Source organism: Streptomyces sp. NPDC050528, from assembly GCF_044457795.1.
Lineage (GTDB): Bacteria > Actinomycetota > Actinomycetes > Streptomycetales > Streptomycetaceae > Streptomyces.
Genome location: NZ_JBITHH010000001.1, coordinates 355,789 through 377,689 on the forward strand (window position 1 = coordinate 355,789; position 21,901 = coordinate 377,689).

Annotated in this window: 18 protein-coding genes; 9 read left to right on the top strand and 9 right to left on the bottom strand. The window is 70.2% G+C overall.

What is annotated here, in order from left to right:
• Window positions 1–6 precede the first annotated feature (6 nt).
• Window positions 7–267 (top strand): DUF397 domain-containing protein, encoded by a 261-nt coding sequence (locus ACIBK4_RS01740; RefSeq protein WP_398991115.1) that lies wholly within the window; start codon window positions 7–9, stop codon window positions 265–267.
• Here the strand turns inward: ACIBK4_RS01740 and ACIBK4_RS01745 are convergent.
• The 3 genes from ACIBK4_RS01745 to ACIBK4_RS01755 are packed head-to-tail and all read right to left on the bottom strand — an operon-like array spanning window position 248 to window position 3,485.
• Window positions 248–1,003 carry an ABC transporter permease subunit gene (locus ACIBK4_RS01745; protein ID WP_398991117.1) on the bottom strand — a complete coding sequence of 252 codons (756 nt, stop codon included), beginning with the start codon at window positions 1,001–1,003 and terminating at the stop codon, window positions 248–250. The genes ACIBK4_RS01740 and ACIBK4_RS01745 overlap by 20 nt on opposite strands.
• On the bottom strand, window positions 1,000–2,532 hold the full coding sequence (locus ACIBK4_RS01750) for a hypothetical protein (protein ID WP_398991119.1): 1,533 nt from the start codon (window positions 2,530–2,532) through the stop codon (window positions 1,000–1,002). Before ACIBK4_RS01750 ends, ACIBK4_RS01745 begins: the two co-directional genes overlap by 4 nt.
• Complete coding sequence (locus ACIBK4_RS01755) at window positions 2,532–3,485, bottom strand: ABC transporter ATP-binding protein (RefSeq protein ID WP_398991121.1); 954 nt, start codon at window positions 3,483–3,485, stop codon at window positions 2,532–2,534. The genes ACIBK4_RS01750 and ACIBK4_RS01755 overlap by 1 nt, the downstream gene beginning before the upstream one ends.
• A gap of 131 nt (window positions 3,486–3,616) precedes the next feature.
• Here ACIBK4_RS01755 and ACIBK4_RS01760 point away from each other — a divergent pair, with 131 nt between their 5' ends.
• Window positions 3,617–4,777 (top strand): sensor histidine kinase, encoded by a 1,161-nt coding sequence (locus ACIBK4_RS01760; protein ID WP_398992903.1) that lies wholly within the window; start codon window positions 3,617–3,619, stop codon window positions 4,775–4,777.
• On the top strand, window positions 4,774–5,433 hold the full coding sequence (locus ACIBK4_RS01765; protein WP_398991123.1) for a response regulator: 660 nt from the start codon (window positions 4,774–4,776) through the stop codon (window positions 5,431–5,433). The genes ACIBK4_RS01760 and ACIBK4_RS01765 overlap by 4 nt, the downstream gene beginning before the upstream one ends.
• Here the strand turns inward: ACIBK4_RS01765 and ACIBK4_RS01770 are convergent.
• Window positions 5,397–6,461 (bottom strand): FUSC family protein, encoded by a 1,065-nt coding sequence (locus tag ACIBK4_RS01770; RefSeq protein ID WP_398991125.1) that lies wholly within the window; start codon window positions 6,459–6,461, stop codon window positions 5,397–5,399. The genes ACIBK4_RS01765 and ACIBK4_RS01770 overlap by 37 nt on opposite strands.
• Before the next feature lie 61 nt (window positions 6,462–6,522).
• Between ACIBK4_RS01770 and ACIBK4_RS01775 the strand changes: the two genes are divergently transcribed.
• The gene (locus ACIBK4_RS01775; RefSeq protein ID WP_398991127.1) at window positions 6,523–6,945 is read left to right on the top strand and encodes a MarR family winged helix-turn-helix transcriptional regulator; all 423 of its coding nucleotides are present in this window, start codon (window positions 6,523–6,525) and stop codon (window positions 6,943–6,945) included.
• A gap of 142 nt (window positions 6,946–7,087) precedes the next feature.
• Window positions 7,088–7,873 (top strand): S1 family peptidase, encoded by a 786-nt coding sequence (locus tag ACIBK4_RS01780; RefSeq protein WP_398992905.1) that lies wholly within the window; start codon window positions 7,088–7,090, stop codon window positions 7,871–7,873.
• A 71-nt stretch (window positions 7,874–7,944) separates the two neighbouring features.
• Here the strand turns inward: ACIBK4_RS01780 and ACIBK4_RS01785 are convergent, their stop codons facing one another.
• Together ACIBK4_RS01785 and ACIBK4_RS01790 are read right to left on the bottom strand one after the other, a co-directional pair.
• The gene (locus ACIBK4_RS01785; RefSeq protein ID WP_398991129.1) at window positions 7,945–9,297 is read right to left on the bottom strand and encodes a hypothetical protein; all 1,353 of its coding nucleotides are present in this window, start codon (window positions 9,295–9,297) and stop codon (window positions 7,945–7,947) included.
• Between the two features lie 65 nt (window positions 9,298–9,362).
• The gene (locus ACIBK4_RS01790) at window positions 9,363–10,280 is read right to left on the bottom strand and encodes an endonuclease/exonuclease/phosphatase family protein (protein ID WP_398992907.1); all 918 of its coding nucleotides are present in this window, start codon (window positions 10,278–10,280) and stop codon (window positions 9,363–9,365) included.
• A 168-nt stretch (window positions 10,281–10,448) separates the two neighbouring features.
• Here ACIBK4_RS01790 and ACIBK4_RS01795 point away from each other — a divergent pair, with 168 nt between their 5' ends.
• Both ACIBK4_RS01795 and ACIBK4_RS01800 read left to right on the top strand, forming a co-directional pair.
• On the top strand, window positions 10,449–11,144 hold the full coding sequence (locus ACIBK4_RS01795; RefSeq protein WP_398991131.1) for a response regulator transcription factor: 696 nt from the start codon (window positions 10,449–10,451) through the stop codon (window positions 11,142–11,144).
• A 29-nt stretch (window positions 11,145–11,173) separates the two neighbouring features.
• On the top strand, window positions 11,174–12,271 hold the full coding sequence (locus ACIBK4_RS01800; RefSeq protein WP_398991133.1) for a sensor histidine kinase: 1,098 nt from the start codon (window positions 11,174–11,176) through the stop codon (window positions 12,269–12,271).
• 39 nt (window positions 12,272–12,310) lie between these two features.
• On the opposite strand, the gene ACIBK4_RS01805 is transcribed toward ACIBK4_RS01800, so the two are convergent.
• Window positions 12,311–15,322: a glycoside hydrolase family 3 protein gene (locus ACIBK4_RS01805; protein ID WP_398991135.1), complete on the bottom strand. Its 3,012-nt coding sequence runs from the start codon at window positions 15,320–15,322 to the stop codon at window positions 12,311–12,313.
• Between the two features lie 134 nt (window positions 15,323–15,456).
• On the opposite strand from ACIBK4_RS01805, the gene ACIBK4_RS01810 reads away from it, so the two are divergent.
• Together ACIBK4_RS01810 and ACIBK4_RS01815 are read left to right on the top strand one after the other, a co-directional pair.
• Window positions 15,457–17,325 carry a ricin-type beta-trefoil lectin domain protein gene (locus ACIBK4_RS01810; RefSeq protein ID WP_398991137.1) on the top strand — a complete coding sequence of 623 codons (1,869 nt, stop codon included), beginning with the start codon at window positions 15,457–15,459 and terminating at the stop codon, window positions 17,323–17,325.
• Window positions 17,326–17,332: 7 nt separating this feature from the next.
• The gene (locus ACIBK4_RS01815) at window positions 17,333–17,827 is read left to right on the top strand and encodes a hypothetical protein (protein WP_398991139.1); all 495 of its coding nucleotides are present in this window, start codon (window positions 17,333–17,335) and stop codon (window positions 17,825–17,827) included.
• Between the two features lie 12 nt (window positions 17,828–17,839).
• On the opposite strand, the gene cimA is transcribed toward ACIBK4_RS01815, so the two are convergent.
• Window positions 17,840–19,444, bottom strand: coding sequence for a citramalate synthase (gene cimA, locus ACIBK4_RS01820; RefSeq protein WP_398991141.1), 1,605 nt, complete (start codon window positions 19,442–19,444; stop codon window positions 17,840–17,842).
• A gap of 310 nt (window positions 19,445–19,754) precedes the next feature.
• On the bottom strand, window positions 19,755–21,812 hold the full coding sequence (locus ACIBK4_RS01825) for a hypothetical protein (protein WP_398991143.1): 2,058 nt from the start codon (window positions 21,810–21,812) through the stop codon (window positions 19,755–19,757).
• Window positions 21,813–21,901 lie beyond the last annotated feature (89 nt).

Sequence of the window (21,901 nt, forward strand, 5' to 3'; positions counted from 1 at the left end):
AGACTGATGAACGCCCCAGCACGGCAGCACTTGACGTGGTTGACGTCCAGCTACAGCAGCAGCGAGGGCGGCGATTGCATCGAAGTCGCTTACGCTTGGCGGAAGTCCAGCTATAGCGGCAGCGAAGGCGGGGACTGCATCGAAGTCGCCGCCCACCCCACCGCCATCCACATCCGCGACTCCAAGCTCCCCGCCGGTGCCAACCTCACCGTCTCACCCAGCACTTGGACAGAGTTCCTCAGCCAGGTCACGCGTCCCTCATCCTGAACGCCGCTCCCCCGATCACCAACAACCCCACCGCATACGCCGCCAGCACCCCCAACCCCGGCCACGGAGCGATCGCCAGCCTCTCCAGGTTCTTCGTCGCCTGGATGGAGAGCGCCGCCGGCATGGGGGTCCAGCGCTGCAAACGGTGTTGCCAGGTTGGGGAGTTGACCAGGTGGGACAGGAGCGGGGTGACGTAGAGGACGCCCAGGCCCAGGGTGATCGCGCCGGCCGTGTCGCGGAGCAAGGTCGCCAGGGACAGGCCCAGGAGCGTTACCAGGACGAGGATCAGGGTCGAGCCCGCCGCCGCTCGGAGCGTCGCGCCGTCCGTGGGGCTCGGGAGGATCAGGCGGGACAGGGCCAGGGCTGACAGGACCGCCAGCACTCCCGCAGCCGACGTCAGCAGCGACAAGGCCAGCGCCTTTGATGCCAGTACCCGCCACCTCCCCGGCATCGCCGTGAGCGTCGTGCGGATCGTGCCCGTGCTGTACTCCGCGCCGATCGACAGCACGCCCAGCACCAGGCACAGGGACTGGCTCAACTGGATACCAGTGAGGCTCAGTTTGACCGTGTCCTCGTGGCAGGCCGTCGGGGACGGGCACACCTGGGTCGTGAGCGACGAGGCCGCCGCCGCGCCGACCGCCGCCGTCAGGGCGACCGATGCTGTCAGGAGCCACCAAGTGCTCGGCAGCGTACGGAGTTTGGTCCACTCTGCGTGGAACGAGCCCAGCCATCTCACGCGTCCCGCCTCCTTAGCGTCCAGGCCGCCAGCAGCAGGGCCGCCGCCGTGTAGGCCACCAGGACCGCCAGGCCGTGGTACGGGGTGAGGGGGTAACAGCCGCTCTCGGGAAGGCAGTTGTGCTGGACCTGCGGGTAGTACGTCACGCCCTGCTGGATCGCGAAGGCCGCCGCCGGTGTCACCCGCAGGAGCCATTGCGCGGCCGGGAGCGGGAAGGCGAAGGACAGGATCTGCGGGAGGATCACCAGGACCACCACCGTCGCGATCGTGCCCGCGCTGCTGCGCAGCACCACTCCCACGGCCAGAGCCAGAACCGCCACCAATGACAGCAGTACCGCGCTGCCCACCACCGCCCTCAGGGCCGGGTTCTCCAGGAGGGAGAGGTCCGGGAACTCGGGGGGCTTGAAGCCGTTGGAGCGCAGGGTCTTCTGGGCCAGGGTGAAGCCGATTGCCGTTGCCAGCAGGCCTGTTGTGAAGGTGACAGCTCCTGTCACCGTCGCCTTCGCCGCCAGCACCCTCAGTCGCGACGGCGCCGCCGTGAACGTCGTACGGATCAGGCCCCGTTTGTATTCGGTCGTCACGAAGAGCGTGCCCAGGGTGGCCATGAACAGGAGGCCTATGAAGACTCCCTGGAAGCTCATCTGGAGCATGTCGGGGCTGTTCTCGTCGGGGGCGATGTCTCCCTGGCCGGTGAGGCTGTAGGCGCCGGCCGGCGACACCGTCGTCGTACCGGGCCGGCTGTTCGGTCCGTTGGGGGGCGGGGCGCCGACGTCCGTGGCCGACCAGGTGCTGTCGGTCGACTCGCCCTGGAGGGTGAGGTGGTCGAAGGTGCCGGTGGCCTGGCCGCTCCCTGCCACCTCGCTCGTGCCGCCGAAGGAGCGGTGGACGATCTGATGGTCGGGAGCCGCCAGAAACAGCCCGACCTGAACCGTCCTCCCCAACCCCCCGACCCCCACCTCTCCAAGCAGGGTCCACTTCTTACCGTCTACCGACGCATAGCCGGTCAGTTTTTCCCCCAGCCTTTTCAGGCGAAGCCACTGCGGGGCCTTCGCCAGATCACTGCTCGGGCCCGCCTTGTCCTGGGTGAAGTTCCACTGCATGCGCACGCCATGGCCGGGGGTCACCATCACCGCCGCGTACGGCGAGCCCGGCTTCAGGCTCGACTTGACGATGATCCCGCCCTTCGTCCAGGGCCCCAGCCCCTTGCCGGAGGCGTCCTTCAGACCGGTGACCCGAGCCGTGACCGTCCCGTCGCCGGTCAGCGCGCGGTGGGTGAAACGGAAGGAGTCGTGGACGACCTCACCGCCCGGGCCCAGGACGATCGTGGGGCCGCCGCCGACGCTGGAACCGCTCGCGCCCAACTGGCAGATCACGACCGTGACCACGGCGGCGATCGCCAGCACCAGCAACCAGGCCCTGACCGTCCAGAACTTCGCCCACTCCGCCCGCAGCAGCCGCCCGAAACCGGCCCGGGCCGGGTGCAGCGCCGAGCGGTACGGGGGGACCGTCCTCGTCGGTGTCGTCGTCATCAGCGGGTCACCTCGTCCGTTTCCTCGGCCGGCGTGGACGTGAACTCGACCGCGTCCCGGGTGAGTTCCATGTAGGCCTCCTCCAACGACGCCCGGTGTGCGCCCACTTCGGCGAAGGGGACCCGGGACGCGGAGAGCAGCTCCACGATCCGTTCGGCGGGCAGGCCGGTGACGGTGAGGGTGTCGCGGTCGTTGACGGCGACCGTCCCGCCCTCCCGGGCCAGCAGTTCCATCGCTTCCGTACGACTGCTCGTGCGCAGCCGTACCCGGTCGCCGGAGGCCGCCGCGAGGAGGTCGGCCACGGCCGTGTCGGCGATCAGCCGGCCCCGGCCGATGACGACCAAGTGGTCTGCGGTGTCCTCCAGTTCGCTCATCAGGTGGCTGGAGACGAGGATCGCCCGGCCTTCGGCGGCGAGGTGCCGGAGGAGGCCGCGGATCCACTGAATGCCTTCCGGATCAAGGCCGTTGACCGGTTCGTCGAGAAGAAGTACGGGAGGGTCCCCCAGCAACGCGACGGCTATGCCCAGGCGTTGACGCATTCCGAGGGAGTAGCCGCTCGCCCTCCGCCGGGACGCCTCCTCCATCCCGACCTGTTCGAGCACCTCGTCCACGCGCCGCATCGACAGACCGTGGGAGTGGGCCAGCCAGCGGAGATGGTCGCGACCCCGGCGGCTGGGGTGCAGGGCGGCGGCATCGAGAAGGGCGCCGACCTCCAACAGCGGGGTGCGCAGGGCGTGATAGGGACGGCCGCCGATCAGCGCCTGTCCCCCGTCGAGGGCGTCCAAGCCCAGCAGGGCCCGCATGGTGGTGGACTTCCCCGCCCCGTTGGGACCGACGAACCCGGTCACCGTGCCGGGCTCGACCGTGAACGACAGCCCGTCGACCGCGAGCGTCCGCCCGAACCGCTTGCGCAGGTCCCGGACTTCGATGGTTGCGTCGGTTGCGTGACTCATGGTGAGGGAGGCTAGAGGCGACGGACACCCCCCGTCGTCACGCGACAGAGGTCCCTCACGAGGGGGACGCCGACGGGCAGGTGGGTCGGCACAATGACGGAGTGGGTGACGACAGTGAGGGCGTACGGGCGGTGAGGTCCCGGTGGCGGACCGCCGAGGCCGGTACCCGCGCCCTGGTCACAGGCGTCGCGTTGGCCGTCCTCGCCGTCACCGAAGTCCTCGTCCGCAGCACGGACTTGGCCGGTGGTTTCGCCGCCCTGCTGCTTCTCGCCCTCGCCTCCACCCTGCCCCTCGCCTTCGTCCTCGGCACCGGACGCCTCGCCCGGAGCTGCGCCGCCCTCGCGCTCAGCCTCGCCTGTGTACTCTCCCTCGTCCCCTTCGCCGGGCTCACCGTCGGCGGGGTCGTGGCCCAACTGGTGTGCGTGTACGTCCTGGGCCGCGCCGGAGCCACCCGCCTCGGCGGCCTGCTCGTCCTCCCCTACGTCGTGATCGCCCTCGGCAGCCATGAGGAACTGACCCGGATCGTCGCCGTCCTCGTCGCGACCCTCGCCTCCGCCGCCGCGGCCACCGGCATCGCCCACCACGTCCGCAGCACCGCCCAGGCCCACAGCGCGACGGAACAGGCCTTCGCGGACACCCTCCTCGAACATGCAGCCCGGGGTGAACGGGCGCGTATCGCACGGGAGTTGCACGATGTCGTCGCGCATCATATTTCGATGATCGCCGTCCAGGCCGAGACCGCCCGGCTCACCACCCCCGGGTTGCCGACCGAGGGCGCCACCCGCCTCCTCGCCATCGGCGACACCGCCCGCACCGCACTCACCGAGATGCGGCGGCTGTTGGGCGTGCTGCGGGAGGACGCCGACACCGGAGTCCAACGCCGGCCCCAGCCCGGCCTCGCCCAACTCATGGACCTGGTCGACGAGTCACGCGACGCGGCCGGCTCCCGCACCCGCCTCATCGTCAGCGGCCCCATCACCCCGCTCGACCCCGGCATCGAGGTCACCGCGTACCGGATCGTCCAGGAGGCCCTCACCAACGCCCGCCGGCACGCGCCGGGCGCAGCAGTGGACGTAGAACTCCGTTACGGGGACGAGGACTTGGCGGTCCGCGTGCGCGACAACGGGCCGGGGCCGGCCGTCGAGCTCTCCGGCCACGGGCTGCTGGGCATGCGGGAGCGGGCCGCGACGGTCGGCGGCACCCTGCGCACCGGACCCGCACCCGGGGGCGGATTCGTCGTCGAGGCGCGACTGCCCGTCAAGTCGGAGGAGGAGGCGACGGCGCTGCCGTGAGCATCCGGATCGTCGTCGCCGACGACCACGAGATCGTCCGGTTCGGATACGCCGGAATCCTCGCCACCCAGGCCGACTTCACGGTCGTGGGCACGGCCCGCGACGGCGCCGAGGCGGTGCGCGTCTGCCGCGAGGAGTCGCCCGACGTGGTGCTGATGGACGTACGCATGCCGGTCATGGACGGCATCGAGGCCACCGCGCTACTCCAGAACGGCCCTGCGACACCACGGGTGTTGGTGCTGACCACCTTCGACCTCGACGAGCATGTCTACGACGCGCTCGCGGCCGGTGCCAGCGGGTTCCTGCTGAAGGACGTGACCGCGGAACGGCTCTTCGAGGCGGTACGGGTCGTGGCCGCCGGTGAGGCGTTGCTCGCGCCCGGGGTCACGCGGCGGCTGATCGCGGAGTTCGCGCGAATGCGGCCGAAGGCGCCCGCGCAGGGGAAGTTGGACGTCCTCACCCCACGCGAGACCGACGTCCTGCGGCTGCTCGCGGAGGGCCTGTCCAACCCCGAACTCGCCGAACGGCTGCACGTCGGCGAGGAGACCGTGAAGACACACGTCAGCCGGATCCTGTCGAAGCTGGGGCTGCGGGATCGTACGCAGGCCGTAGTCATGGCCTACGAGACGGGGCTCGTCGTGCCGAGGACCGGCTGACGGCGGCGGGCGCGCGGCACCGGCAGCAGCCACCAGGCCGACGCGACCGCCAACACCGCCCCGACCGCGATCCCTTCGAGCCGCGTGGGCAGCAGGCTCAGCGCGTCCTGGCCGAAGTAGCCGAGGAGGAGGGAGAGCGCGCAGGTCATTCCGGCGGCCCAGTAGGCGTAGTTGAGAGGGCGCAGCCACAACGCCACTGCCAGGACGGTGAACATGAGCGCCACGGCGGTGTCGCCGGTGACTCCCGCCGCCGCGATACCCGCGGCCAGCAGCGTGCCGACCGTGGCTCCGGCGAGGCGTTCAAGTCCCTTGCGGAGTACGTCCGTTCGGCCTCGGTTGCCGCTCGCGGCGACGTACGCGGTGAGGACGACCCACGGCCAGTGGTCGTCGAAGAGCAGATGCCCGACGGTGAACGCGGCGGCGATCCCGGCCGCCATCTGCAACGCCATGCGGGTGCTGGGGCGGGGGTGGAGGCGGGAGCGGCGCGGGGGTTGTTCGGGGGCGGGTTCCGCGCGCCAGGGCCCGAAGCGGTCTCCGAGTCCCTGGACGAGCCAGACCCCGGCGCACGCCAGCGCCCCGACCAGCGCCGACCAGCCCCAAGTGACCAACCCGCTCTGCGCCTTGGACGGCAGCGCGGGGCCGGGTACGACGAGGAGGGCGACGAGCGGAAGCGCCAGCAGGGTGCCGGCCTTCGTGGCGGCGGGGCCGTAGCGGCGGATCCAGATGGCCAGAGTCATGCCCGCCGTGTAGACGGCTGCGCCGAGCACGTAGTGGGAGGCGAGGAGTCGGCCGACGAAGATCGAGGCGCCGGCCGTGACGGGCAGCAGGACGAGGGCGGTGAGCCTGCGGCGGGTGTCGGCGGTGCGCTGGCTGGAGGACAGGGTGAGGGTCAGGGCGACCGCGAGGACCAGTACGTCGGTGTGGAGTCCCTCGGCGCCCTCCAGCCAGAGCGCCATGCCCCAGCTGAGCAGCACGGCGGTCATCGTCAGAGCCGCTTCGTACGCGTTGCGTATTAGTTTGGCGGTCACATCAGGAGGATAGCGGGGTGCGTGGACCGTAGATAGTAAGTATCCGCGTACGATATCCGGCATGGATCATCTTCCCGAGGCCGCCCGCATCCGTCGTGGCGTCGTACGGCTGAATCGGCGGTTGCGGCAGGAGCGCGGCAACGAGGCGGGGCTCACGCCGAACCAGTTGATCGTGCTCGGGCATCTGCACCGGCACGCGTCGGCGACCCCCGGCGAGATCGCGGCGACCGAGCGGCAGAGGCCCCAGTCCCTCACCCGGACCTTCGCCGAACTGGAGGCGGAGGGGCTGATCTCGCGCGAGCCGGGCACCGTGGACCGGCGTCAGTCCGTCCTCACCCTGACGACGAAGGGGCGACGGGCGCTGGATCAGGACATGGTCGAGCGGGACGTGTGGCTGGCGGAGGCGCTGGCGTCGCTGAGCGCGACGGAGCGGGGGGTGCTGGAGCTGGCGTCGGCCTTGATGGAGCGGCTGGCCGATGGCTGAAATACACACCTTGTGCGGACGTTCACAGGGTTCCCATAATCCTTCAACAGATTTGACCGGCCCATGTCAGAACTTGGGCATTTCTTTAATGCTCTCGATTGGCATGCGCACGTCATTGCCACCTCCCATGGAAGGCATCACGTTGAAGAAGCTCCTCACCGCCCTCAAGAGATGCGCGGCCGTCGGCGCCGCCGCTCTCGCGATCGCCAGTCTTCAGCCTGTCTCGGCGGCGCAGGCCGCCCCCACGCCCGTCGTCGGCGGAACCACCGCCGCGCAGGGCGAGTTCCCGTTCATGGTCCGGCTCTCGATGGGCTGTGGCGGCGCGCTCTACACCCCGCAGATCGTGCTGACCGCCGCGCACTGTGTGAGCGGGACCGGTGCGAACACCGGCATCACCGCCACCGCGGGTGTGGTGGACCTGCAGTCCACCACCGGGCGGGTCCAGGTCAAGTCGACGTACGTGTACCGGGCGCCGGGGTACAACGGCAACGGCAAGGACTGGGCGCTCATCAAGCTCGCCTCGCCCATCACCACCGTGCCGACGCTGAAGATCGCCACGACCACGGAGTACAACACCGGGACCTTCACCATCGCCGGGTGGGGTTCGGCCAGTGAGGGCGGGGCTCAGCAGCGGTATCTGCGCAAGGCCACCGTGCCGTTCGTGAGTGACGCCACCTGCCGGTCCTACAGCGGGTACAGCGGGCTCGTGGCCAGTGACGAGATCTGTGCCGGGTACACGGCCGGTGGGGTCGACACCTGTCAGGGCGACTCCGGTGGTCCGATGTTCCGCCGGGACAGCGCCAACGCCTGGATCCAGGTCGGCATCGTCAGCTGGGGCATAGGGTGCGCCCGCGCGAACGCGCCCGGTGTGTACAGCGAGGTGTCCACGTTCGCCTCCGCGATCGCGTCGGCGGCGGCTTCACTCTGACGTACGTCCTTCTTCCGCGGGTCCGGCGCCGCATGAGCGCCGGGCCCGTGTTTCCCACCCCCGCAGCTCGCTCAGAACCCGCCGCCGAAGTCCCCTCCGCCACCGCCGTCTCCGCCGCCGCCGAAGTCCCCGCCCCCTCCGAAGCCGCCACCGAAGTCGTCGGAATCGAAGTTCGCGCCGGAGACGTCGCCGCCGTCGTACCCGCCGCTGCCGAAGTCGCCGTAGCCCGTGCCGTAGTCGGAGGCGTAGGACGGGGTGGACATCATGCTGCCGAGGACCGTGCCGAGCAGGAGGCCGGGGAGGATGCCGCCGCCGAAGTAGCCGCCTGCCCAGGGGCCGTAGGCCGGGCCGGCGTCCCAGTACGGGCGGCGGCCGTAGTCGGTGTCGACCTCGCGGATCATCGGGTCGCGGCCGTCGGCGAGGCGGGCCTGGTCGGCCGCGCAGACCGGGACCTCGCGGGGTGCGCCGCCGGGCGGGGTCCAGGTGGCGTCGGCGACGGACGGGCCGTGGCGCGGGTCGAAGAAGCAAGGGGCCCGGCGTTCGGGCAGCGGGCGGCCCTCTCGGCGGGCGGCGAGTTGCGCGAGGGAGAAGCGGCCGTCTTCCAGGGCCTGGGTGACCGACCGGACGTCCTCCGGTTTCGTGGCCGCCGCCATGTACGACTTCGCCTGTTCGTAGGCGTCCAGGGCGCGTTCGTAGTCGGCGCGCATCGCGTCGTCGGCGCCGGGTTCGGCCGGGTGGAATTCGAGGCGGTCCAGTTCCTCGCCGAAGGCGGTGATGTCCTCGTCCACGACCACCCGCAGCTTGTCCAGCGCCGCCCGCTGTTCCTCCTCGCGGCGGCGACGGCTGCGGCGTACGAGGGTGTACGCCCCCGCGCCGCCCGCCACCAGTACCCCGCCCGCGACGATCAGCGCCGTACCGGAGACTCCCCCGCCGTCCGAGGAGCCGCCCCAGGACGCGGGGGCCGAACCGCCCATGCTCGCGAGCGCGCGGTCGGTGAAGTCGGTGAGCTGGGTCTTCGCGTCCTCGCCCTGCACGCTGCCGACCAGGTTCTGCACGGCGGTGTTCGACAGGACGGAGGAGTCGGCGCGGGCAGCGAACTGGTCGCCGACGCGGACCGCGTAGAGGCCGGTGATGCCGGTCGCGGTGCGGAGGGTCGAGAAGCTCGTCGCCGGGTAACCGGCGGGGAGGACCACGACGAAGACCGGCTTGTCGGCCTTCTTGATGCGCTGGGCGAGCGCGTCGGCATCGGACGACGACAACGCGGAGCCGGCCGCCGGGTCGACGTAGACCGGGCTCTTGCGCAACGCCTGGGCGATCGTCGAGACGCCGGTGTCCGCGGCGGCCGGGGACGCCATGGTCAGCGCGGCGAGCAACAGGGCCAGCAGCAGCCCCGGGAGGGTTCGGGTCCGGATCACGGCCTTCATGATTCGACGCTACCCGACACCGGCTCCCTTGGTCGGCCCACCTGTGCCCGCCCGTCGGCCGCCGCTCACCAGCTGATCCGGGCCGCCACCGGGAGGTGATCGCTCCCGGTCTCGGGCAGCACCCACGCGCTCCGCGGTCGTACGCCTCGTACGAGGATCTGGTCGATGCGCGCGATCGGGAAAGCCGCAGGCCAGGTGAGGCCGAAGCCGTTGCCGGCCGTCTGCTGGGCCGAGGTCAGGCGCGAGGTGAGGCCGTGGAGCGCGCGGTCGTCCGTGGTGCCGTTCAGGTCGCCGAGCAGGACCACCCGCTTGTTGGGTTCCGCGGCGATCGCCTTGGCCAGCGCGCGGGCGCCGAAGTCGCGGGAGTCCGTCCAGAAGCCCTGGCCGGGCATCACCCGCACGGAACCCAGGTGCGCCACGTACACCGCCAGCGGCCCGTGAGCCGTGGTCACCGTCGTGCGCAGCGCCCGGACCTCGGCCGCCGTCTCCGCCGCGGATTCGGGCGGCTTGGTCTTCGCCAGCGGTCCGACATCGCCCTGTACGACGTCGACGGGCCGCGTGTCCGACAGCGGCAGCTTGCTCCACAGGCCGACCGTGCCGCGCACCTCGTGGTACGGGTACGCCTTCGCCAATCCTTTCTCGTACGTGGCCCGGGCCTGGTCGGTCAGCTCTTCCAGGGCGAGCAAGTCCGCGCCGGAGGCGGCGAGTTGGCGGGCGGTGCCGGCCGGGTCGGAGTTGCCGGCGTCGACGTTGTGGCTGACGACGGTGAGGTCGCCGCCGGGGTGGGACTTGTCGGTGAGCAGCCCGCCGAACAGGCTCAGCCACACTGTGACCGGCAGCACCAGCGCGACCAGGGCGGAGGCGGAGCGACGCCACAGCGCCGCGGCCAGCAGCACCGGCACGTAGACGCCGAACCACGGCAGGAGGTTCTCCACCAGGCTGCCGACTCCCGCGATGTTCGGGATGTGGGCGTGCAGCATCATCAGCAGGCCGAGCAGCAGGGCCAGCGCCGCGAGCTCCGGGCGGCGTTTCCAGGGTTCGAGCGGAATCCGGGGGATCTTCACCCCGTCACTCAAGGCGGTCCGGTGTTGCCGGCCCGTATGGAGTTTTCGATACGCGGACGATATGGGCCGACTCCTACCATCGAACCCATGCGTGTGCTGATCGTCGAGGACGAGCCCTACCTGGCGGAGGCGATCCGCGACGGCCTGCGCCTGGCCGCGATCGCCGCCGACATCGCGGGGGACGGGAACACCGCGCTGGAGCTGCTGAGCGTCAACGCCTACGACATCGCCGTCCTCGACCGCGACATCCCCGGCCCCTCCGGCGACGAGGTCGCCCGCCGTATCGTCGCGTCCGGCAGCGGGATGCCGATCCTGATGCTCACCGCCGCCGATCGTCTCGACGACAAGACGAGCGGGTTCGAACTCGGCGCCGACGACTACCTCACGAAGCCCTTCGAACTCCAGGAACTCGCGCTCCGGCTGCGGGCGTTGGACCGCCGACGCGCCCACAACAGGCCGCCTGTACGGGAGTTGGCGGGCCTGCGCGTCGATCCGTTCCGCCGCGAGGTCTACCGGGACGGCCGCTATGTCGCCCTGACCCGGAAGCAGTTCGCGGTGCTGGACGTCCTCGTCGTCGCCGAGGGCGGAGTCGTCAGCGCCGAGGAACTCCTGGAGCGGGCCTGGGACGAGAACGCCGACCCGTTCACCAACGCCGTACGCATCACCGTCTCGGCGCTGCGCAAGCGGCTCGGCGAACCCTGGATCATCGCCACGGTGCCGGGCGTCGGCTACCGGATCGACGCGCAGCCCGGGGCCGGATGCGAGGGAGAAGGCCGTGGATGACGGAGACGACCGTGGATAGGGCGCCCGGGATGAGTGTCCGTCTCAAACTCACCCTCAGCTACGCCGGGTTCCTCATGGTGGCGGGCGCCCTGCTGCTCACGGCGGTGTGGGTGTTCCTCCTCCGCTACGTCCCCAACCGCGCGATGCTCATCAACCCCAACGACCGGCCCACGGACGGGGTCTTCCCCATCCGCTCCGCCCTCCTGGAGGTCTTCGCGCCGCGAGCGGCCGCCGTCCTCGCGTTCCTGCTGGTGTTCGGCCTCGTGGGCGGGTGGCTGCTCGCCGGGCGCATGCTCGCGCCGCTGACCCGCCTCACGGAGGCCACCCGTCTGGCCACGAACGGCTCGCTGTCCCACCGCATCCAACTCCCGGGCCGCACCGACGAGTTCCGCGAACTCGCCGACGCCTTCGACACGATGCTGGCCCGGCTCGAAGCCCACGTCACCGAACAGCAGCGCTTCGCGGCCAACGCCTCCCACGAACTGCGCACCCCGCTCGCGATCTCGAAGACCCTCCTCGACCTGGCCCGCACCGACCCGGACCAGGACACCGGCGAGATCATCGACCGCCTCCACACGGTCAACGCCCGGGCGATCGACGCCACCGAGGCCCTGCTCCTGCTCAGCCGCGCCAACCAGTGGTCCATCACCCGCGAACCCGTCGACCTCTCGCTCCTCGCGGAAGAGGCCACCGAGACGCTCCTCCCCCTCGCGGAGAAACACGGCGTCACCATCGAGACCGACGGCGACATCACCCCCGCCCGCGGCTCCCAGGCCCTCCTGCTCCAACTCACCACGAACCTCGTGCAGAACGCGATCGTCCACAACCTTCCCGAGCGGGGCACCGTGTGGATCAACACCGCCATCCACCCCAAATCCGCCGTCCTCACGGTCGAGAACACCGGCGACCCGCTCACCCCGCACCAGGTCTCGACCCTCACCGAGCCCTTCCAGCGCGGCACCGAACGCCTCCACACCGACCACGCGGGAGTCGGCCTCGGCCTGGCGATCGTCAAGACCATCACCGGCGCCCACGACGGCACCCTCACCCTGACCCCGCGCCCGGCCGGCGGCCTCCGCGTCACGGTGGAACTGCCCGCCAACCAGCCGCACCCCCCGTGCCGTTGAGGCCACAGGGGGTGCGGAAGCAAGCGAACAAGCCAAGGCCTACGCCGCCTTGTACGCCTCCTCCAACTTCTGCACAGCCGCCGCGTACTTACCCGTCAGCAGCAGATGGTCCGCGTCGGCGAACGGCTTGGACACCGCAGCCGTCACGTTCTGCCCCACCTTCGCCTGCACGAGCAGCCGCGCCTTGGTGACGAGCGCCTTGCCGGTCGCCGCCGACCTGGTGTGCGCCGCCGCGGCCTCCAGCGCCTTCAGCGTGGCCGCGCCACCCGTCGGCGTCTTCGTCACGGTCGTCAGTCCCCAGCCGTACGGGAACTGCGGATCGTACGACGTGTCACCCACGTTGATCGGGAGCTGGGCCTCCGACTTCGGCCAGGTGACCGGGAGTTGACCGGTGAAGGACCGCTTGCCGTAGAGCACGTCGGCCACACCGTCGCCCTCGGTGCCGGGCAGCCACGACGCCACCAGGGCGTCGATCTTGGGGAGTCGGTCCCCGATCAGCTGCGGTCGCCCGGAGACGATCAGCACCGCGCACTTCATCGCCGCGCACACCTTGTCCACGGCTGCCTGGTCGGCCGGGGTGAGGGAAAGGTCGTTGCCGTTGCCGACATCGCCCACGCCCTCGGCGTACGGGGTCTCGCCGACGACGACCACACCCACGTCATAACCGCTGGTCGAGGCGGACGCGTCCTTGGAGTACGTGACGTTCCCGCCGGCGTTCTTCATCCCCTGGAGGATCGTCGTGCCGGTGGTGTTCGTGCCGGACGCGCCCTGCCAGGTGATGGTCCAGCCGCCGGTCTGGTTGCCGAGGTCGTCGGCGTTGGAACCGGCGACGTAGACCTTCTGCGACTTCTTCAGCGGCAGGACGTTGCCCGCGTTCTTCAGCAGCACCTGCGACTCGGCCGCCGCCTGCCGGGCCACGGCCCGGTGCGAAGTCGAGCCGATCTTCGAGGCGTTGCTCGTGTCGGCGTACGGCTTCTCGAAGAGGCCGAGCTTGAACTTCTGGGTGAGGATGCGCGATACGGCGTCGTCGATCCGCTTCTCGGTGACGTGGCCCGCCTTCACCTCGGCGATGAGCGTCGAGCTGAAGTCCTTGTAGCTGTACGGGACCATCATCATGTCGACGCCCGCGTTGACCGCGGTGTCGACGTGCGCGGCGTAGTCGCCGGGGAGTTGGTCGATGGCGTTCCAGTCGCTGATGACGAAGCCGTCGAAACCCATGCGGTTCTTGAGGACGCCGTTGATCATGTCGGCGCGGGCGTGCATCTTCACCGGGCCGAGGCCGTCGCCGACGATGTCGAGCGAGGAGTAGGACGGCATGACCGTGCCGATGCCTCGGTCAACTGCCGTTTGGTAGGGGGCTAGATGGATGGCTTCCAGCTGCTGCCGGGTGACCGTGGTGACGCCCTGGTCGATCGTGTACGTGCCCGTCGTGGAGGAGCCGTACGCGGTGCCGCCGTCGCCGACGAAGTGCTTGGCGGTGGCCAGGACCTTGTCGTCGTCCTTCAACTGCTTGCCGTTCGCGGCGCCTTGGAGACCCTGGATCACCGTCTCCATCGACTGGACCAGTGCCGGGTCCTCGCCGAACGACTCGTAGGAGCGGCCCCAGCGTTCGTCACGGGTGACGCAGAGGCACGGGGCGAAGTCCCACGGGACGCCGGTCGAGCGGACCTCACTTGCCGTCACCGCGCCTGTCTTCTCGGCGAGTTGGGGGTCGCGGGTCGCACCGATGCCGATGTTGTGCGGCATGATCGTGGCGCCGGCCAGGTTGTTGTGGCCGTGGACCGCGTCGACGCCGTAGATCAGCGGGATCTGGAACCGGGTTGCCTGCGTGCGGAGTTGGAACGAGTCGATCATCTTCGCCCAGGCCGCCGCCGTGTTGGGCGTCGGGGTCGAGCCGCCGCCGGAGAGCAGGGAGCCGAGGTCGTAGGAGGCGATGTCGCTCGGGGTGCTCATCGCGCCGCGCTCGGCCTGGGTCATCTGCCCGGCCTTCTCCGCCGGCGACATGCGCTTGACGAGGTCGGCGACGCGCTTCTTGACGGGCAACTTGCTGTCCAGGTACGGCAGTCCGTGCGCGTCGATGACGACCTGCGGGTTCTCGGTCGAGGCCTTGGCGCCGGTGACCGTGAGCTTCAGCGGGATCGTCTCGGCGTTCTCGGCGGACTTGTCCTTGAGCGTGCGGACCTTGACGGTCTGGGTGGCGCCGGACGCGGTGCCCGCCGGGAAGGTGAGCGTGCCGGAGACCGGGGTGTAGTCCTTGCCAGAGGTGGCCGTGCCGCCGTCGGAGGTGTAGGCGACGGTGACCGGGTCGTCGAGCGGGACGGCGCCGGTGGTGGAGACGGTGACCTTGACCGCGGCCGTAGCGCCCTGCTTCACCGGGTAGACGGCGGAGTCGGTGGTGACGGAGGCGCGCAGGGACTGGTCGGCCTTGCCGTACAACTCGACGTCGTCCATGGCGAATTGGCCCTTGATGCCGACGGGGAGCGTGACCGCGTAGCCCCACATCTGGGTGAGGCCGAGGACGTGGTCGATGCCGCCGACGGGCTGGTAGTCCGTGCGGTAGACGAAGTTGGTGAACGGGATCTCGATCTGCTTCCAGCCCGTGAAGTCGTCCGTGAAGGACGTCGTCCACAGCTCGGAGGCCTCGCCGTTCGCGCCGCCGTCCTTGATCTCGAAGTTGGTGGACTTGCCGGTGTTCTGGCCGTCCCACCAGAAGCGGATGCCCTGGTGGGCGGACCAGTCGTGGCCGGGTTCGGTCGCGGCGTAGTCGTGGGTGAAGCCGCCGTAGCCGCTGATGTCGTACGTGCCGGAAAGAACCTTCGCGCCCTCGGGGGCGTCCGGTCTCGCGGTCAGGGCGAGTTGGGGCGGGTCGTCGGTGTCACCGCCCCAGGTGAAGATGCCCTCGGCGGGCTGGCTCGCGAAGGGCACCTCGCCCTCGAAGCGGTCGACGGGCGTGGGGGCTGGGTCGGCGGCGGCGGCCGCCTGGGAGACGGCCGCCGGTGACAGCAGCGCGGCGCACAGGGCGGTGGAAACGAGCAGGGCGGTTCTTGGCATGGACCTTCCCTCGGCTCTGAGGCTCTGGTTCACTCTGGGTTCGCACAGTTCACTCATGACTTAGATCACGCCGTGAGTTAACTAACGGCCCGCAGACCCGTCAAGACGTCTCGTCAGGAAGGGCTAACGCATCCATGTCCAGGAGAACCCCCCGCACGGCCCGGCTGCTGCTCGCCGGACTGCTCTCCGTGGCCGGCTTCACCGCGGCCGTACCCCCCGCACACGCCGCCGGTGAACAGGTCACGGCCTGGCTCACCACCACCGACGACGCCGCCGGACGCCATGTCACGCGCGGCCTCCAGGCCCAGACGCCGTTCGCCTTCTCGTCCGGGACGGGCGGCAGCGGCGAGAACATCACTGTCGACGAGAACACCCGCTACCAGACGTTCACCGGGGGCGGCGCGTCCTTCACGGACACGGCGGCCTGGCTGATGAACAGCAGCGGCGCGCTGTCGGCGGCGACCCGCAACGCGACCATGACCAAGCTGTTCTCGCCCACGGACGGCATCGGTCTCTCGTTCCTGCGCAACCCTATGGGCGCATCGGACCTCGCGCGGTACGGCTACTCGTACGACGACGTGGCGGCCGGTCAGACCGACCCGAACCTCACCTCCTTCTCGATCGCGCACGACCTGGCGGACGTGGTGCCGCTCACCAAGCAGGCGCTCTCACTGAACCCCTCTCTGACTGTCATGGCCTCGCCATGGACGGCACCGGCGTGGATGAAGGACAGCGGTTCGCTCAACGGCGGCTGGCTGAAGTCCGAGGACTACGGGGCGTACGCCAACTACTTCGTCAAGTACCTCCAGGCGTACAAGGATCAGGGCGTTCCGGTCTCGTACGTGACCGTCCAGAACGAGCCGACGTGTTGCTCCGGCTACCCGTCGATGAGCTGGAACGCGTCGGGGCTCGCCTACTTCACGAAGAGCGAGCTGCTCCCGAAGCTCAACGCGTCCGGGCTGACGACGAAGGTGCTGGCGCACGACTGGAACTGGGACGTGTACGACTCGTACGCGGCCTCGACGGTCGATGACGCGACGGTCCGCGCCAACCCCAACTTCGGTGGGATCGCCTGGCACGGCTACGGCGGTGACGTCACCAAGCAGACCACCGTGCACAACCAGTACCCGACGCTGGACGCCTTCGGCACCGAGCACTCCGGTGGCACCTGGATCGCCAACCAGCAGCGCGAGGACATGAACAACATCATCGACTACACCCGGAACTGGGCGAAGTCGGTGACCAAGTGGTCGCTCGCCGTGGACCAGAACATGGGCCCGCACAACGGTGGCTGCGGCACCTGCACCGGCCTGATCACCGTGCACAACGGCGACGGCGCGAGCGGGACCGTCGACTACACCGTCGAGTACTACACGATGGGCCAGTTGACGAAGTTCGTACGGCCTGGAGCCCAGCGGATCGCGTCGACGGCGTCCACCAACGTGCCGAACGTGGCGTGGCGCAACCCGGACGGCTCGAAGGCGCTGATCGCGTACAACGACGCGTCCACGGCGAAGACGGTGACCATCAACTGGGGTGGCCAGCACGCGACTTACTCGTTGCCGGGCAAGACGTCCGCGACCTTCACCTGGACGGGCACGCAGGCCGGCGGCGGCAGCCAGACCGGCGCGTTCGTCGGCCTCGCGAGCAAGTGCCTTGACGTGGCCGGGGGTTCGACCACCAACGGCACGGCCGTCCAGCTCTACGACTGCAACGGCTCGACCGCCCAGCAGTGGACCGTGGGCACCGACGGCACGGTGCGCTCGCTCGGCAAGTGCCTCGACGTGACGTCGGCTTCGACCGCCGACGGGGCGAAGGTGCAGTTGTACGACTGCAACGGAACCGCCGCGCAACAGTGGTCGTACAACTCCTCGACCGGTGATGTGGTGAATACGGCGGCCAACAAGTGCCTTGATGTGACGGGCAATTCGTCGACGAACGGGGCGAGGGCGCAGATCTGGACGTGCACGGGGGCCGCCAACCAGAAGTGGCATCTGCAGTAGGGGAGTCATGAAACGTACGCGGGGGGCGGCGGCCGTGCTGGGCACGGTCGCCGGTGCGTTGGTGTTGAGCGGGTGCGCCGCCGTCGATCTGCCGCTGGCCGGGATACGGCTCGGGGCGGACGGGGCGCCGTACGCGCTCATCCGGCCGTGCGGGGACGACAGTTACCAGTCGCCGTCGCTCGACGGGACGACCGCGAGCGCCCAGGGCGGGCCGGTCACCACGGGGTGGGACGTGCGGAAGGAGAAGCTGCGCGGGGACGTCGAGTTCCCGCTGTTCTCGCCGCCGGCGGCGTGGCAGGCCCGGCACCGGGGTGAGCAGCGGCTCCTGCCGAAGCACACGTACTCGCTGGTCTTCGGGCACTACATCACCGGCGACTCGTACAACGGGATCGTCGAGTTCACCACCGAACAGATCACCGCGCTCCGGCCCGGCCAGGTCTGGGCCGACGGCAAGGCCATGAGCCTCGGCGAGTTCGAGAAGCTCGCCGAGGACTCCTGCTGAACCCCGGGTGGATTACTCCGCGGGCTCAACTCCCGCGCGCAGCAAGCCGTATGTGTACGCATCGGCCAGCGCCTGCCAGGACGCGGCGATGACGTTCTCGGCCACGCCCACCGTCGACCACTCCGCCGAGCCGTCCGACGTGGCGATCAGGACGCGGGTCGTGGAGGACGTGCCGTGCTTGCCCTCCAGGATGCGGACCTTGTAGTCGACGAGCTCCAGTTTGGCGAGTTGGGGGTAGATCTTCTCCAGGGCCACGCGCAGGGCGCTGTCCAGGGCGTGGACCGGGCCGTTGCCCTCTGCCGTGGCGACGATGCGCTCGCCCTTGGCGTACAGCTTGACCGTGGCCTCATTGGCGTGGGTGCCGTCGGGGCGGTCCTCCACGATCGCGCGCCAGGATTCGACCTCGAAGTACGAGCGGGCCTTGCCCTCTGCCTCGGCGCGGAGGAGGAGTTCGAAGGACGCGTCCGCCGCCTCGTACGTGTAGCCCTTGAGCTCTCGCTCCTTCACTCGCTCTACGACCCTGCCCACCAGCTCGCGGTCGCCGCTGATGTCTACGCCGAGTTCCTTGCCCTTGAGCTCGATCGACGCCCGGCCCGCCATGTCGGAGACCAGCATCCGCATGGTGTTGCCGACCTGCTCGGGGTCGATGTGCTGGTACAGGTCCGGGTCGACCTTGATCGCGGAGGCGTGCAGGCCCGCCTTGTGGGCGAAGGCCGAGACGCCTACGTACGGCTGGTGCGTGGACGGGGTGAGGTTCACCACCTCGGCGATCGCGTGCGAGATGCGGGTCATCTCGCGGAGCTTGCCGTCGGGGAGGACCTTCTTGCCGTACTTCAGCTCCAGGGCCGCGACGACGGGGAAGAGGTTGGCGTTGCCGACGCGCTCGCCGTAGCCGTTCGCCGTGCACTGGACGTGGGTCGCGCCCGCGTCGACGGCGGCGAGGGTGTTGGCGACCGCGCAGCCCGTGTCGTCCTGGGTGTGGATGCCGAGCCGGGCGCCGGTGTCGGCGAGGACCGTGGAGACGACCGCCTGGATCTGCGCCGGGAGCATCCCGCCGTTGGTGTCGCAGAGGATCACGACGGAGGCGCCGGCCTCGGCGGCGGAGCGTACGACCGCCTTCGCGTACTCGGGGTTCGCGCGGTAGCCGTCGAAGAAGTGCTCGCAGTCGACGAAGACGCGGCGGCCCTGGGCGACCAGGTGGGAGACGGTGTCGCGGACCATCTCCAGGTTCTCGTCGAGGGTGGTGCGCAGGGCCAGCTCGACATGCCGGTCGTGGGACTTCGCGACGAGGGTGATGACGTCGGCGCCGGAGTCCAGGAGCGCCTTGACCTGCGGGTCCTCGCTCGCCTTGGCCTTTGCTCGCCGGGTGGCGCCGAAGGCGACCAGCTTGGCGTGCTTGAAGTCGATCTCCTGCTTGGCGCGGGCGAAGAACTCGGTGTCCCGCGGGTTGGCGCCGGGCCAGCCGCCCTCGATGAAGCCGACGCCGAAGTCGTCCAGGTGCCGAGCGATGGCCAGCTTGTCCGCGACGGTGAGGTTGATGCCCTCCCGCTGCGCGCCGTCACGCAGGGTCGTGTCGAAGACGTGGAACGAATCGTCGAACTCGCTGGTTTCCGTCATGGTGTCTGGCTCCTGAGGATCTGAATCTCGGTCTGTACCGGAATGACCGGCTCCACCGTCCCTCAATGATCCCTCGCACTGCTTTCCCGGCTGCAGGTGGGCCAGAAAAGCGAAAAACCCCTCGCGGGTGCGAGAGGTCTGCGCGCGGGTCGAGTGACGACGGTGGCCGCCCGTACCTGGTCGTACGAGGCGGTCACTGCGGACCGGCGCGCCTGCTGCCAATAATCGTGGCGAACGAGAACACGGACGCAGTCTGGCACACCCCGCGTCCGTGCTCACCGTCCGTCTCATGATGCGAACAGTCGGTTGATCAACTCGCCTGGCGCACGAACACGTCCGAGACCCCGTTGGTGTCCCCCGGCACCAGGTCGGACGACGCCGACTCGAACGCCACGGCCGTGCCGTCGTCGTTGACGGACGGGTGCAGCGCCGGGAGGTCGCTACGGCCGCCCCAGCGGTCGGCGCTCATCAACTGCCGCTTGCCGGTGGCGAGTTCGAGCAGGTACACGGAACCCCCCGAGGTGTACGCGACCCGGGCGCCGTCCCCGGAGAGCGAGGGCTCCGCGCCCCTGCCGACCCGGACCGTGGTCCCGGCGTCGAGGTCACGGACGTAGACGTCCCGGCCGTGCTGGAAGGCGACCTTGCGGCCGTCATCGCTGAGGGAGGGCGCCGACGCCTTGTCGCCGGCCTTCTCCAGGGTGCCGGTGTCCAGGTCGCGGACGGAGACGGCGCCGCCCTGCTCGAAGGCGATGTACCGGCCGTTGTAGCTGATGGACGGGTTGGCCGCCGCCTCGCCCGTGGGAGCGCTGACCACGTCGAAGGCGCCGCCGTTGAACGTGAAGCGGTAGATCCGGGGCTGGGGCGCGGGGTCGGTGGTGGTGGCGGGCAGGGTGGCGGCGTAGGTGATCCACCGGCAGCCGGGTTCGATCGCGGGCTGTCCCATCCAGGTGAAGCGGACGCCCTGGTAGGAGGCGAGGCCGGTCAGCTTGCCGACCGAGCGGTTGCGGATGAAGACCTCCGGAGCGCCGTCGGTCGCGTGCGGGGCCACGTAACCCACCATGCGTCCGCTGGTGCAGGGCGTGCCCTGGGACGAGGGTTTCTGGGTGGCGTCGTTGACCTCGCCGATGCCTCCGGGCGCGTTGACGAAGACGCTGCCGTCCGACGTGAAGGAGAGGTTGCGGTCGTCCGCGATCGCCGGGTCGTGGGACGCGGCGGTGCGCTGCTGCCCGTCCCGTGTGAGGCTGATCCGTTCGGTGACGTACGGGATCGGGGCCGGGTGCGCGGCGAGCTTCCCCGAGTAGACGAACACGTCCGACTCCCGGTTGGTGTCGTCCGGCACCAGGTACGACACCGCCGAACTGAACGCCACCGTACGGCCGTCGGCGGTCAGCGCGTCCGATCCGGCCTGGCTGGCCCACGGGAGGGCGGCGCCCTTGTGCCCGGTCCGCAGATCGCGCACCCGGGTGCCGTCGTCGCCCGAGACGACGGCGTACCGGCCGTCCGCCGTGGCCGCCCCGGGGTTCCCCTCCGCGACGCGCCGCGACGTACCGGTGCGCAGGTCGTGGACGTACAGGCCGCCCTCGGCGTAGAGGAGGACGCGGCGGCCGTCCCCGGTGATACGGACCAGGTAGGCGGGGCCGAGGTCCGCGTCGACCTGGGTCCGCTTGCCCGTCGCCCGGTCCTTGACGTAGACGTCGGCCGGATCCGTCTCGGAGTCGGTGCGGATGCCGTACGCGATCCGCTTGCCGTCGCCGCTCACCGAGGCGCCGTTCTTGTCGCCCTCCTCGGCCGGTGAGACCAGTTCGTCGGCGCCGGTGGCCGTGTCGCGGACGTAGAGGAGCCGGGTGGCGTCCGGGCCGTTGCGGCTGCCGAGGGTGTACGCGACATGTGTGCCGTCCGGGCTGAGCGACTCCACGCGGCCCAACTCGTTGGTTCCGGGCGGGTCTTGGGGCCACAGCTTCGTCGAGCTGCCGGTGGCGCGGTCGTAGAGGTACGGAGCCATGAAGCGGGTGCCGGCGGAGTACGCGACCCGGCTCCCGTCCGTGCTCAGCACCGGTGCGCTGTAGGTGAATCCGGGCCCGAGGTCGATCGCGGTCACTCCGCCGGTCGCCAGGTTCTTCACCCGCAGGCACGAGAAGGAGCGCGCGCAGCCGAAGCTCGGCGCGGTCGACGTGAACGCGACGGACCGGCCGTCGGCGCTGATCGCGGCCTCGGCGGACGACCCGTCGGCCTGACTGCCGTCGGCGGCGGTACTGACCCGTTGCGCGCCGGGCGGCCGGTGCGGTGCCGCGTCGGCCGGGACGGCGGCGGCACCCAGCGCGAGGAGCAGCGCGGCCCCCAAGGACATACCGGTGGTGCGTCTGGACATCAACATGGCTTCCCCCGAAACCTCGTCTTCCCCCGGTCCCGCACCGGGGACTCCCAGGGATGCAAGCGCACCGGGTTCCACCGGGTCAA

Bases quoted from the DNA above. Each gene is read 5' to 3' on its own strand.
- ACIBK4_RS01740 (WP_398991115.1), top strand. From the start codon at position 7: ATGAACGCCCCAGCACGGCAGCACTTGACGTGGTTGACGTCCAGCTAC.
- ACIBK4_RS01750 (WP_398991119.1), bottom strand. From the start codon at position 2,532: ATGACGACGACACCGACGAGGACGGTCCCCCCGTACCGCTCGGCGCTG.
- ACIBK4_RS01755 (WP_398991121.1), bottom strand. From the start codon at position 3,485: ATGAGTCACGCAACCGACGCAACCATCGAAGTCCGGGACCTGCGCAAG.
- ACIBK4_RS01775 (WP_398991127.1), top strand. From the start codon at position 6,523: ATGGATCATCTTCCCGAGGCCGCCCGCATCCGTCGTGGCGTCGTACGG.
- ACIBK4_RS01785 (WP_398991129.1), bottom strand. From the start codon at position 9,297: ATGAAGGCCGTGATCCGGACCCGAACCCTCCCGGGGCTGCTGCTGGCC.
- ACIBK4_RS01790 (WP_398992907.1), bottom strand. From the start codon at position 10,280: ATGATGCTGCACGCCCACATCCCGAACATCGCGGGAGTCGGCAGCCTG.
- ACIBK4_RS01795 (WP_398991131.1), top strand. From the start codon at position 10,449: ATGCGTGTGCTGATCGTCGAGGACGAGCCCTACCTGGCGGAGGCGATC.
- ACIBK4_RS01800 (WP_398991133.1), top strand. From the start codon at position 11,174: ATGAGTGTCCGTCTCAAACTCACCCTCAGCTACGCCGGGTTCCTCATG.
- ACIBK4_RS01805 (WP_398991135.1), bottom strand. From the start codon at position 15,322: ATGCCAAGAACCGCCCTGCTCGTTTCCACCGCCCTGTGCGCCGCGCTG.
- ACIBK4_RS01810 (WP_398991137.1), top strand. From the start codon at position 15,457: ATGTCCAGGAGAACCCCCCGCACGGCCCGGCTGCTGCTCGCCGGACTG.
- ACIBK4_RS01815 (WP_398991139.1), top strand. From the start codon at position 17,333: ATGAAACGTACGCGGGGGGCGGCGGCCGTGCTGGGCACGGTCGCCGGT.
- cimA (WP_398991141.1), bottom strand. From the start codon at position 19,444: ATGACGGAAACCAGCGAGTTCGACGATTCGTTCCACGTCTTCGACACG.
- ACIBK4_RS01825 (WP_398991143.1), bottom strand. From the start codon at position 21,812: ATGTCCAGACGCACCACCGGTATGTCCTTGGGGGCCGCGCTGCTCCTC.